This is a genomic window from Burkholderia sp. AU4i (genome assembly GCF_000466765.1).
Taxonomy (GTDB): domain Bacteria; phylum Pseudomonadota; class Gammaproteobacteria; order Burkholderiales; family Burkholderiaceae; genus Burkholderia; species Burkholderia cepacia.
Genome location: NZ_ASSI01000106.1, coordinates 59,360 through 70,510, shown reverse-complemented (window position 1 = coordinate 70,510; position 11,151 = coordinate 59,360). Strand labels below are relative to the sequence as shown.

The following is an 11,151-nucleotide window of genomic DNA, read 5'->3' as shown; positions in this document are numbered from 1 at the left end:
GGCGGGCCGGACGCCCGCACGCCACCGGCACCCGGCGGTGCCGCACCCGCGACGCAGCCCGCACCGCCGGCACGGCGCAAGCATCTGGTGCGCGCGCTCGTTGCCGTGTTCGCGCTCGGCATCCTCGGCTGGGGCATCTGGTACGTGATGGTCGGACGCTGGTACGAATCCACCGACAACGCATACGCGCAAGGCAACGTCGTCGAGCTGACGCCGCAGGTGACGGGCACCGTCGTGTCGATCGACGCGGACGACGGCAACCTCGTCCGCGCCGGCACGCCGCTCGTACGCCTCGACCCGAGCGACGCGCAGATCGCGCTCGCGACCGCGCAGGCCGATCTCGCGGCAACGGTGCGCAAGGTGCGCGGCCTGTACAGCAACGAACGCGGGCTGGCGAACAGCATCGACGGCGCACGCGCCGAACTCGACTCGCGACGCACCGCGCTCGACAAGGCGAAGGCCGACTACAGCCGCCGTGAGGATCTCGGCCGCTCCGGCGCGATTTCACGCGAGGAACTCGCGCATGCACGCGACACGCTGACCTCCGCGCAAAGCGCGTACGCGGCCGCGCAAAGCGCGCTCGCCACGTTGAGCGAGCAGCACCAGACGAGCAAGGCGCTGATCGACGACACCGCGGTCGCGTCGCATCCCGACGTGCAGGCCGCGGCCGAACGGCTGCGCGCCGCGTACCTCGCGCATGCACGCACCGACGTCGTCACGCCCGTCACCGGTTATGTCGCGAAGCGCACGGTGCAGGTCGGGCAGCGCGTGTCGCCCGGCGTGCCGCTGCTGGCGGTGGTGCCGCTGCGCGAGCTGTGGGTCGATGCGAACTTCACCGAGAAGCAGCTCGAACACATGCGCATCGGGCAGCCGGTCGAACTGACCGCCGACCTGTACGGCGACGCGGTGCGTTATACCGGCCGCGTGCAAAGCCTCGGCGTCGGCACCGGCAGCGCGTTTTCGCTGCTGCCGGCGCAGAACGCGACCGGCAACTGGATCAAGATCGTGCAGCGGCTGCCGGTGCGCATCGAGCTGACGGAGCCGGCCCAGCTCGACGCGCATCCGCTGCGCATCGGCCTGTCGATGCACGCACGCGTCGACCAGCACGACCGCAGCGGCGCGATGCTGTCGCGTCGCGAGCAGCGCGCGCCGGTCTTCCGCACCGACGTGTACCGCGACGAGCTGGCACGCGCCGACAGCCTGATCGCCGACGTCATCCATGCGAACCTGCCGTCGGCAGCGCGCGCGGAGACGGTGCGATGAGCGGCCCGATGGCGGCCGCCGACAGCGGTTTTCGACCGTCGAGCGTCGGGCTCACGACCTTCGGCCTCGCGCTCGCGGTGTTCATGCAGGTGCTGGACGGCACCGTCGCCAACGTGTCGCTGCCGACGATCGCCGGCAACTTCGGCGTGAGCACGACGCAGAGCGCGTGGGTCGTCACGACGTTCTCGGTCAGCAATGCGATCGCGCTGCCGCTGACCGGGTTTCTCGTCAAGCGCGTCGGGCAGGTGCGGCTGTTCGTGTGGGCGACGCTCGCGTTCACGTTCGCGTCGCTCCTGTGCGGCCTCGCGCAAAACCTGCCGCAGCTCGTTGCGTTCCGCGCGCTGCAGGGCCTGGTGGCCGGGCCGATGATCCCGACCACGCAGGCGCTGATGCTGTCGATCTACCCGCCGCAGCGGCGCGGTTTCGCGCTGTCGATGATCGCGATGGTCACGGTCGTCGCGCCGATCGCGGGGCCCGTGTTCGGCGGCTGGGTCACCGAGCATTACTCGTGGCGCTGGGCGTTCCTGATCAACCTGCCGATCGGCGTGTTCGCCGCGCTGTGCGTGTTCGCGCAGATGCGCGCACGCGTCGAGACGACCGTTGCCGCGCGCGTCGACTATGTGGGCCTCGCCGCGCTGATCGTCGGCGTCGGCGCGCTGCAGATCGTGCTCGACAAGGGCAACGAAGCCGACTGGTTCAACTCGACGTTCATCGTCGTGATGTCGGTGGTTGCCGCGTTCGGCATCGCGCTATTCCTGATCTGGGAGCTCAACGAGCCGAACCCGATCGTGAACCTGCGGCTCTTCGCGCATCGCAACTTCGCGGCCGGCACGCTGACGCTCGTGCTCGCGTATTCGGCGTTCTTCGCAGTCAACGTGATCGTGCCGCAGTGGCTGCAGCGCACGCTCGGCTACACCGCGTTCTGGGCCGGGCTCGCCGTCGCGCCGATGGGCGTGATCCCGGTGCTGATGACGCCGTTCATGGGCAAGTACGCGCCGCGCTTCAACATGCGCGTGCTCGTGTGCTGCGCGTTCGCGATCCTCGGCACGTCGTCGTTCCTGCGCGCGGGTTTCGTGCCCGACATCGACTTCACGCACATCGCGCTGATCCAGCTGCTGCAGGGCCTCGGCCTCGCACTGTTCATCATGCCGATCAACAGCATCCTGCTGTCCGACCTGAAGCCGGACGAGATCGCCGCCGGCTCCGGCCTGTCGACGTTCCTGCGCACGCTCGGCGCGAGCTTCGCGGTGTCGATCACGTCGTTCCTGTGGGACCGGCGCGCGATCCTGCACCACGCGCAGCTCAGCGAGCACGTGAGCGCGTTCGACCCGGCCGTGCGGGCCGAAGTCGCGCGGCTCGGCGGCGGCGATCCGCAGCGCGCGGCGACGCTGCTGGGCAACTTGGTCGATGCGCAGGCGTACCAGATCTCGTTCAACGACGTTTCGTTCGCGCTCGGCTGCGTGTATCTCGCGGTGATCGCGGTGGTCTGGCTCGCCCGTCCGCCGTTCGGCCCCGGTGCCGCCGCGAAACGATGAAGCGGGCGCCGCGCGGCCCGTTCCGACCCATGCTGTTCAATTCGATGGAGGTTGACCCGATGCCCACCCACCACGCTGGTGCCATGCCCCCCGACCTGGCGACGCTCGCCGTGTTCGACGTCGCGGAATTTCCGTTCGTCGTCGTGCGCAACGATGCGATCGCATCCGCCGGCTACGCACAGCGCTGGCTCGACGACATGCACGCGCTGATGCGGCACGGCGAGCCGTTTGTCATGATCTTTCCGCCGGCCCGCCCGGATGAAGCGCACGACGACCGCAAGGAACGCGGCATGTGGCTCAAGCAGAACCGCGCCGCGCTCGCCGCGGTCTGCCGTGCGCTCATCACGATCGAACCGGACCCGGCCGAGCGTGAGGCGGCCATCGCGAACGCATCCGGCATCGAAAAGGCGTTCGGCATTCCGTTCGACGTGACGGCGTCGCTCGACGACGCGAGGCAGGCAGGCCGGCGACGTCTGGCCGAGGCGGTCTAGCGCGGCCCGTTCACGCGCAACGTCTCGAACCGGTTGCGCAAGTCCGCCTGGCTGCAGATTCCAACTAAACGAACGGGGTGGCTTGTATGAATGGACTGGATTGTCTGAAATGGTTGGTACCCGGCGACACGGACGCGTCATGGCAGAGAATGACCGACGCGGCCGCCGGAATGGGGTTCGACAAGGTCGTGCTGATCGTGTTGCCGTTCAGCGGCGCGTCGTTCGATCTCGCGCGCAAATGGAGCAGCGGCGTGCCCGGCTGGACGGCGCTGTACCGGCAGCGCCAGTTCGACCGCGTCGACCCGATGCTGCGGCATTGCTTCCGTTCGGCACTGCCGCTCGTCTGGGACGACGCATTGTTCGCGCTGCCGGAGCAGCGCCCGTGTTACGAAGCGGCGGCCGCGTACGGCATGCGCAGCGGCGTCGTGCTGCCGGTGCGCGGCGCGAAGGGGGAGGTCGGCATGCTGTTGTGTGCGAGCACCGACGAGCTCGCCGCGACGCGCGAGCACTGCGACCGCCATCTCGCGGCGCTGACGCTGCTGCGCGACGTCGCGTGCGAAGCGATCGCCGGCACGCGCTGCCATGCACCGCCCGACAGCGTGCCGCGGCTCAGCCGGCGGGAAGTCGAATGCCTGCGCTGGCACGCGGCCGGCAAGACGTCGTGGGAAATCGGCCACATCCTGAACGTGACCGAGTCGTGCATCAATTTCCACTTCATGAACATCCGCCGCAAGTTCAACGTGTCACGTCGGCACGAAGCCGTGCTGCGCGCGGTCGAGTGGGGGCTGATCAGCATCTCCGACGTGACCGTGCCGACCTGACGCGGGCGCGTCGTCGAGCCAGCGGTCGAGAAACGCGCTGAGCCACGCGGCCGTCGCGCGGTCGTGCCGCCGGCCTTCGCGTGCCTGCGTCGCGAGATCCTGCGCACCGGGCGCCGACAGCTTGTGCGCGGCGGCCGTACTCCAGCGCCGCATCATCGGATAGCTCACTTCCGGATGAAACTGCACGCCGTATGCGCGCGGCCCGTAGCGCACGGCCTGGTTCTCGAAGTGCTCGCCGGTCGCGAGGATCTCGAGCCCGGCGACGCTTTCGAAGCCCTCGCGATGCCACTGGTAGACGTGCGACGGCCACGACCCGAGACGCCGGCCGGCGGGCGTCGCGGCGATCGGCCAATAGCCGATTTCCGCGCGCCCGTCACGATGGGCGACCACGCGGCCGCCCAGGTGGCGGATCATCATCTGCGCCCCCAGGCAGACACCGAGAAAGGGCGCCGCCTCGCGCAGCGGCACGCCGATCCAGTCGATTTCATCCTGAATCCAGCGATCGCCGTCGTTGGCGCTCATCGGGCCGCCGAACACCACCGCGCCCGCATGGTCGGCCAGCGTCGCCGGCAGCGGATCGCCGAGCGGCGGGCGGCGAATGTCGAGCGGATGGCCGCGGGCGGCAAGCAGCCGGCCGATCCGGCCGGGGCTCGACTGTTCGCGGTGCAGGACGATCAGGATCGGACGAAGGGCGGAGTGCGTCATGTCGTGTCGAGAGGGTCGTGAGTTCGTGAAACCGCGAGGCCGTGTGAGCCGTCACGCGGAGCGTCAGCCCGGCTGGCCGCGCAACGCGTCGAACGACACCATGACCTGTTCGCGATAGGCGGGGCGTCGGCTCAGGCGGGCGTACCAGGCCTCGACGTGCGGCAACGGCGGCCGCTCGACGTCGAGCGAGAAATAGCGGAACAGCGTCGCGCCGGCCGGAATGTCGGCCAGGCCCGGCGTCGCACCGCCCAGGAAGGGCTGGGTCGACAGCAGCCGGTCGAGCAGCTGGAAATGCGTCGCGCTGCGCGCGGCCTTGTCGCGCACGAGCGCATCGTCGCGCCGCTCCGGCGGCGTTCGCACGAGCGCCCAGAACAGCCCAGTCATCACGTCGGGTTCGAGCGCGGTCTGCGACCAGTCCATCCAGCGCTCGGCGCGCGAACGGGCGAACGCGTCGCGGCACCAGAACGGATTGTTCGGCACCCGCGCGGCAAGATAGCGCAGGATCGTGTGCGACTCCCACACGACGTCGCCATCCCAGTCGATCACCGGAATCCGGCAGGTCGGATTCAGCGCCGCGAACGCGGGCGTCTGCAGCGAGCCGTGTTCACCGCCTGCCGCGATGTGCCGGTACGGCACGCCCAGCTCGCCGATGAGCCACAACACCTTCTGCACGTTGAACGACGTGCGGCGGCCCCAGACGGTCAGCATCGCGCGGCATCCTCGCAGGCGGCGGCCTGCCGCGCGCACGCCGCATAACGATCGAGACCGGCCGCGAGATCGGCGATCAGGTCGTCCGGGTCCTCGAGCCCGACATGCACGCGCACGCCGCGACTGCCGGCCGGCCAGCGCGCGGCGAGGCTGTGCGCGTCCAGTTCGAACGGCAGCGCGAGGCTCTCGTAGCCGCCCCACGAATAACCGAGCCCGAACAGCGCGAGGTGGTCGAGAAACGCTTCGACCGCGTGCGGCGGCGCCGGCTGCAGCACGACCGAGAACAGCCCCGATGCGCCGCGGAAATCGCGGCGCCACAGCGCATGTCCGTCGTCGCCGGGGAGGGCGGGATACAGCACGCGCTGCACTTCGGGGCGCGTCGCGAGCCAGCTCGCGACCGCCAGCGCGTTGCGCTGGTGCTGCCGCAGCCGCACGCCGAGCGTGCGCAACCCGCGCAGCGCGAGATAGACGTCGTCGGGGCCTGCGCACAGCCCGAGATCGCCATGCAGTTGCTTCAATGCGGGCCACGCGCGTTCGGTGGCCGACACGGTGCCGAGCATCGCATCGGAATGCCCGACCAGGTACTTCGTGCCGGCCTGGATCGACAGGTCGATGCCGAACGCATGCGGCTGGAAGAAGAGCGGCGTGGCCCAGCTGTTGTCCGCGACGACCAGCGCGCCGTGTGCGTGCGCGAGCCGGACGAGCGTCGGGATATCGTGCATGTCGAACGTATAGGAGCCCGGCACTTCGACATACAGCGCGCGCGTATTCGCGCGGAATGCGGCGGCGACGGGCGTGCTGCCGTCGTACCAGGTCGTCTCGACGCCGAGCCGCGCAAGCACGCCTTCGCACGCATGGCGTACCGGGCCGTAGACCGATGCGGTCATCAGCAGGTGATCGCCGGGCTTCAGGCACGACAGAAGCGCCAGCGTGCACGCGGACAAGCCCGACGGACACAGCACCGCACCGGCACCGCCTTCGAGGCTCGTCACCGCGCGCTCGAGCGCGTCGGTCGTCGGCGTGCCGCGGCGGCCGTAGATATACGGCTGCGTGCGGTTCAGCAGATCGGACACCGTCGGACTGAGCACGGTCGACGCATGGTAGACGGGCGGATTGACGAAGCCGTGCCAGGCTGCGCTGTCGCGGCCCGCGTGCATGAGGCGCGTGTCTTCGTGCATCCGGTCGTGTATCCGGTCGTTCATGCCGTCGTGCCGGGTGCCGTCCGGTCGCGACGAGGGGGCGGCGGACTTCAAGGCCATAGCGCACACCGTTCCCAGCGCTGACCGTCGCGACGGTACGCCTGCCGCGCGAAGCGGCGTGCGCTGTCGGCACGCCAGAATTCGGCTTCGTCCGGCGCGAGCGTGTACAGGTGCCAGTCCTCCGACACGAGTGCGGGGTCGGCGGCCAGCCGCGCGAGCTGCGCGTCGATCGCGCGCGTCAGGTCGGCGGGATCGTCGAGCCGTTCGCTTTGCCGGCCGGCCAGGATGCTCGCGCGCGACCGCTCCGGGCGGCCCGCGAAATCGGCGCGGCCTTCGGCGGCCGGCAGCCGCTCGACCGGGCCGCTCAGGCGGACCTGGCTCGCGATCGCCGGCCAATAGAACGTCAGCGCGGCGAACGGCCGGTTTTCGATCTGGCGCCCCTTGGGGCTGCGCGTGCTCGCCGCGAAATGCCAGCCGCGCGCGTCGACGTTAAGCAGTACGACGGAGCGAGCGTCGGGCCGCCCGTCCGGGCGGACCGTCGACAGCGTCATCACCTGCGGTTCGACGGCGCCTGCGACAACGGCCTCGTCGAGCCAGCGTTCGAATTGCGCTTGCGGCGTGTCGGGCCAGTTCTCGGCCGGAACATGCGGCGCCGCATGCGCGAGGGTTTTCAGCGCCTTCAGGCGCGTGGCGATCGTATCCATGGCGAGCTCAGGCAATACCGAATTGCGTCGCGCGGGCGATCAGCCGATGCGCGGCGAGATAGTCGGGGACTTCCGCGAGGAAACCGTCGACGACAGCCGCGGCCACGCGGCGGCCGCCGGACGCGCGCCGGGCGGTGTCGAACGCGTCGATCACGCGGCGGGCGAGGGCGACTTCATCGGCCGTCGGCGTCAGCATGCGATTGACGACCGGCACGAACTGCGCGTTGACGATCGCCTTGGCCTGGTATCCGAGGCCGCGCGACACGCGCATGTCGAGCTCCGCGCCTTCGTTGTCGGCATAGCTGTACGGGCAGTCGATCGCGGTGATGCCGACGGCCGCGCATTCGACGCGAAAGCGCGAACGCACATAGTCGAGCTCGCGGCCCGCGCGGGTGCGCTCGGCCCCCATGTCGGCCACCATGTCCTCGGTCGCGACGAGCACGGCGGACACGCGCGGGCTCGAACGCGCGATCGCCATCGTGTTCATGAGCCCGAGCGTCGACTCGATGTTCGGCACCAGTTCCGTCGAGCCGGGCGCGATATCGTATTCGCGCTCGAAGCGCGTGACGGCTTCGTCGAGCGCGACGACCTGCTCGGGCGTCGCGACGTACGACATCATCACGATGTCCGGCCGGCCGCGCATCGCCGCGCGCAGGTCGTCGATGCCGCCCGCGTCGAGCGGGTTCACGCGCACGGACGCAAGGATGCCGGCATCGCGCCAGCCCGCGAGCACGCGCTCGCTGAGTTCGCGCGCGGCCGGACGCCGGTCCGGCGGCGTAAAGGTTTCGAGTTCCTGGATCAATACGTCCGCGCCGCTCGCGGCGCCGTCGACGAGCGCATCGTGATCGGCGCCGGCGAGGAACAGCCAGGAGCGGCGCAGGCGGGAAGGGCGTCGGTGGGTCGTTGTCATGCTTGGATTCCTGTAGGGTGCGTCGTACGCATGTCGATGGCGGGCGTTCAGCCGGCGCGCATCATCTGGTTGAAGATGTTCTTGCGATGCATTTCCTCGGTTCCGCCGACGCTCATGAAACCCAGCGCGTCCGACGCGAATGCGGCCACCGGCCCGGCCTGGTAGCCGAGGCTGCCGTACAGCCGCACGAGGCCGAGCGCGCCGTCGACGAGATCCTGCGCACCGACCAGCTTCGCGATCGAGCAGGTCATCAGCGCTTGCGGGTGATCCGTCAGCAACTGCGCGAGCGCGCCGCGCGCCAGCCACGTGCCGCGCTCGATGCCGATCTGCAGGTCGACCAGGCGGCGCTGCACGTACTGGTGCGCGTCGATCGTGCTGTCGAAGCTGCGCCGGTCGCGGCAATAGGCGATTGCGTCGCGCAGGTACGGCGCCGTCACCTGCGCGGCGACGAGGCCGTAGTAGAGGCGGCCGAGCGAAATGATGTCGATCAGGTTGCCGAGCCCGGCGCCCGGTTCGCCCAGCAGTTGGCCACGCGCGATCGGGCAGTCGTCGAAATGCAGCGCGCCGGTGGGCAGGTCGTCGAGGCCGAGCTTGCGGTCGGGCGCCGCGACGGTCATGCCCGGCTGGTCGCGGTCGACGATCACGAGCGCCGTATTGCGTCGGCCGAGCGTTTCGACACGCGTGACGACGAGGATGAAGCGCGCGAGCGGCGCGTGCGCGATGTTGAATTTGCTGCCGGTCAGCCGGTAGCCGTCGCCGTGCTCGACCAGCTTCGTCGCAATGCTGCGCACGTCGGTGCCGGTGCCCGGTTCGGCGATCGCCGTTGCACTCAGTTCGCCGCGCAGGATCGCGCCGAAATAGCGGTCCTGCTGGGTTGCCGTGCCGTAGCGTTCGAGCGCGCGCACCATGCCGGCCTGCGCGATCACCGACAGCAGCAGCGCCGGGCGGCGGATCGTCGATGCAAGCCCTTCCAGCGCCGCGGAAAAGTGCCACCAGCCGTGACCGTCGCCGCCGTAGGTCTCCGGCACGATCATGTCCCACAGTCCTTCCTGGCCGAGCCGGGTCCAGCCGGCTGCATCGAATCCGGCAGGCGCGCGAGCGTCGCGTTCCGCCGCGGCGATCTCCGTGCCGATGTCGCGAAAGCGCGCGAGCGTCGCATGCTGTTCCTGCGTCCAGTCAAATGGCATCTGTCGTGTCTCCGGTCGAAGCGGCGCGGCCTCGGACGGCGCGCCAGCGATGCCGACAAGAGTAAGGGGGCACGGACAGCGGAGGTACTGGCAGTAGTGGTAGTTGCCGGGCGGGGTGTCGCGGCAGGGATAGGCGGGCGTGGATCTTCGCAAGGTGTGTGCGAGTGCACGCGTCTCGGTTGGTCGGGGCGCGCTGGTTGATCCCGGCATCGCATTTCATCCCGCGTCGCGGGACGATATCGAATCGGAGCAGCTGTTCACGGAGCGACTCGTTCTGGCGGGCGGTCATCATCTTCTCGCGAAGAAGCGCCGGATCCGTGGGAAGCGCTCGACTCGATCCCGTTGGTATTGCTCACTTATTGCCGGGCTTCGCTCGGTGTCCCGATACCAGACCCGCCGCGCCATGCTTCCGCAGCCTGGCGACCAGCCAGCGAATCTGCCGTGTCGTCAGCTTGAGTCGTTCTGCCGCGCGGTCAGGCTTCAAGCCCGTGTCCACCACGGCCTGGATTACCTTCAGACGGTCGAGTTCTCGCATGTTCAGTGTCACCAGTGCACCTGGATACATGGCCGGCTCCGTGGTCCCGCAAAGAACCGGCCAGCATACCGAGGTCAAAACACGACATTTTTATTTAGCGGAAACGCGACATCTGAACTTGGGACCTACACAAAAACCACCGATAACTATGATTATGTCAACTATGATTTGCGCGAAGCACCACGCCGTTCCCTCGCTCATCTGATGCCGGCATAATATCGCCCGCCGCGCGAGCGTACCCGTCTTTGCTACGCCGGTATATCGAATCTGTACCCCGGGAGCAAACATGCGTGACGTCATCGACGGTTTTCTTCGCTTTCAGCGCGACATCTATCCGCAACGGGCTGGGCTCTTCAAGCAGCTCGCCACATCACAGAACCCCAAGGCACTGTTCGTCACGTGCTCGGACAGTCGCGTCGTGCCCGAATTGCTCACGCAGCGCGAGCCGGGCGAACTGTTCGTGATCCGCAATGCAGGCAACATCGTGCCGTCCTACGGCCCCGAGCCCGGCGGCGTGTCCGCCACCGTCGAATACGCGGTCGCCGTCCTCGGCGTTCGCGATATCGTGATCTGCGGTCACTCCGATTGCGGTGCGATGGGCGCGATTTCACGCTGCACCTGCCTCGATCATCTGCCGGCGGTCGCGAACTGGCTGCGTCATGCCGACGCCGCTAAAGTCATCAACGCCGCGCATGAATACGACACGCCTCGCGCGAAGCTCGACGGGCTCGTGCGCGAAAACGTGATCGCGCAACTCGCCAATCTGCGCACTCACCCGTCCGTGGCGCTCGCCCTCGAACAGGGGCGCATGAATCTGCACGGCTGGGTTTACGACATCGAGACAGGCAACATAGATGCGCTGGACGGCGTCACCCGAAGCTTTGTCTCGCTCGCCGAGTCGCCTACGGTAGTCGCCGTGAGCTCGCGCGATCGCGGGCAGGTCTAGTCTCCCCGACGGCTCGCGCCCAGAGTCGGGGGCGAACACGCCCCCGCTCCCAAACAGACCGGGCTCCGCTCCTCTCCTTCACGATCGTCACCGACAACAACGCACGCGGTGCCCGACGTTCTCCCGAGCGTGACGCGGCCGCGGATG

11 protein-coding genes and 1 pseudogene are annotated in these 11,151 nt (G+C 68.8%); 5 read left to right on the top strand and 7 right to left on the bottom strand.

Annotated features, from left to right (window positions below):
* From L810_RS24310 to L810_RS24295, 4 genes are all read left to right on the top strand, one after another.
* The coding region (locus L810_RS24310; protein ID WP_042975907.1) for an HlyD family efflux transporter periplasmic adaptor subunit at window positions 1-1,263 on the top strand (1,263 nt) is incomplete at its 5' end.
* Window positions 1,260-2,798: a DHA2 family efflux MFS transporter permease subunit gene (locus L810_RS24305; protein ID WP_021160973.1), complete on the top strand. Its 1,539-nt coding sequence runs from the start codon at window positions 1,260-1,262 to the stop codon at window positions 2,796-2,798. The genes L810_RS24310 and L810_RS24305, both read left to right, overlap by 4 nt.
* Before the next feature lie 83 nt (window positions 2,799-2,881).
* Window positions 2,882-3,289 carry a hypothetical protein gene (locus L810_RS24300; protein WP_021160972.1) on the top strand — a complete coding sequence of 136 codons (408 nt, stop codon included), beginning with the start codon at window positions 2,882-2,884 and terminating at the stop codon, window positions 3,287-3,289.
* An 86-nt stretch (window positions 3,290-3,375) separates the two neighbouring features.
* Window positions 3,376-4,110: an autoinducer binding domain-containing protein gene (locus tag L810_RS24295; protein ID WP_081057231.1), complete on the top strand. Its 735-nt coding sequence runs from the start codon at window positions 3,376-3,378 to the stop codon at window positions 4,108-4,110.
* Here L810_RS24295 and L810_RS24290 read toward each other — a convergent pair.
* From L810_RS24290 to L810_RS24260, 7 genes and pseudogenes are all read right to left on the bottom strand, one after another.
* Complete coding sequence (locus L810_RS24290) at window positions 4,033-4,815, bottom strand: glutamine amidotransferase (protein WP_021160970.1); 783 nt, start codon at window positions 4,813-4,815, stop codon at window positions 4,033-4,035. The two genes, L810_RS24295 and L810_RS24290, sit on opposite strands and share 78 nt — an antisense overlap.
* Before the next feature lie 63 nt (window positions 4,816-4,878).
* A complete protein-coding gene (locus L810_RS24285) occupies window positions 4,879-5,523 on the bottom strand; it encodes a glutathione S-transferase family protein (protein WP_021160969.1) in 645 nt (214 codons plus the stop codon).
* Entirely contained in the window at window positions 5,517-6,725 is a 1,209-nt protein-coding gene (metC, locus tag L810_RS24280) for a cystathionine beta-lyase (protein WP_051392307.1), read from the bottom strand. The genes L810_RS24285 and metC overlap by 7 nt, the downstream gene beginning before the upstream one ends.
* 47 nt (window positions 6,726-6,772) lie before the next feature.
* Complete coding sequence (locus L810_RS24275; RefSeq protein ID WP_021160967.1) at window positions 6,773-7,426, bottom strand: pyridoxine/pyridoxamine 5'-phosphate oxidase; 654 nt, start codon at window positions 7,424-7,426, stop codon at window positions 6,773-6,775.
* 7 nt (window positions 7,427-7,433) lie between these two features.
* Window positions 7,434-8,336 carry an HpcH/HpaI aldolase/citrate lyase family protein gene (locus L810_RS24270; RefSeq protein WP_021160966.1) on the bottom strand — a complete coding sequence of 301 codons (903 nt, stop codon included), beginning with the start codon at window positions 8,334-8,336 and terminating at the stop codon, window positions 7,434-7,436.
* Window positions 8,337-8,383: 47 nt separating this feature from the next.
* A complete protein-coding gene (locus L810_RS24265) occupies window positions 8,384-9,523 on the bottom strand; it encodes an acyl-CoA dehydrogenase family protein (protein ID WP_021160965.1) in 1,140 nt (379 codons plus the stop codon).
* A 358-nt stretch (window positions 9,524-9,881) separates the two neighbouring features.
* Window positions 9,882-10,088: pseudogene (locus L810_RS24260) on the bottom strand (helix-turn-helix domain-containing protein); the annotation flags it as partial.
* Between the two features lie 256 nt (window positions 10,089-10,344).
* Between L810_RS24260 and L810_RS24255 the strand changes: the two are divergent.
* Window positions 10,345-11,004 (top strand): carbonic anhydrase, encoded by a 660-nt coding sequence (locus tag L810_RS24255; protein ID WP_021160963.1) that lies wholly within the window; start codon window positions 10,345-10,347, stop codon window positions 11,002-11,004.
* Window positions 11,005-11,151: the final 147 nt, after the last annotated feature.

What these genes read in the sequence shown, in the direction of transcription:
- L810_RS24290 (WP_021160970.1), bottom strand. Translation starts at nt 4,815, where the DNA reads ATGACGCACTCCGCCCTTCGTCCGATCCTGATCGTCCTGCACCGCGAA.
- L810_RS24275 (WP_021160967.1), bottom strand. Translation starts at nt 7,426, where the DNA reads ATGGATACGATCGCCACGCGCCTGAAGGCGCTGAAAACCCTCGCGCAT.
- L810_RS24295 (WP_081057231.1), top strand. Translation starts at nt 3,376, where the DNA reads ATGAATGGACTGGATTGTCTGAAATGGTTGGTACCCGGCGACACGGAC.
- L810_RS24300 (WP_021160972.1), top strand. Translation starts at nt 2,882, where the DNA reads ATGCCCCCCGACCTGGCGACGCTCGCCGTGTTCGACGTCGCGGAATTT.
- L810_RS24270 (WP_021160966.1), bottom strand. Translation starts at nt 8,336, where the DNA reads ATGACAACGACCCACCGACGCCCTTCCCGCCTGCGCCGCTCCTGGCTG.
- L810_RS24255 (WP_021160963.1), top strand. Translation starts at nt 10,345, where the DNA reads ATGCGTGACGTCATCGACGGTTTTCTTCGCTTTCAGCGCGACATCTAT.
- L810_RS24305 (WP_021160973.1), top strand. Translation starts at nt 1,260, where the DNA reads ATGAGCGGCCCGATGGCGGCCGCCGACAGCGGTTTTCGACCGTCGAGC.
- L810_RS24285 (WP_021160969.1), bottom strand. Translation starts at nt 5,523, where the DNA reads ATGCTGACCGTCTGGGGCCGCCGCACGTCGTTCAACGTGCAGAAGGTG.
- L810_RS24265 (WP_021160965.1), bottom strand. Translation starts at nt 9,523, where the DNA reads ATGCCATTTGACTGGACGCAGGAACAGCATGCGACGCTCGCGCGCTTT.
- metC (WP_051392307.1), bottom strand. Translation starts at nt 6,725, where the DNA reads ATGAACGACCGGATACACGACCGGATGCACGAAGACACGCGCCTCATG.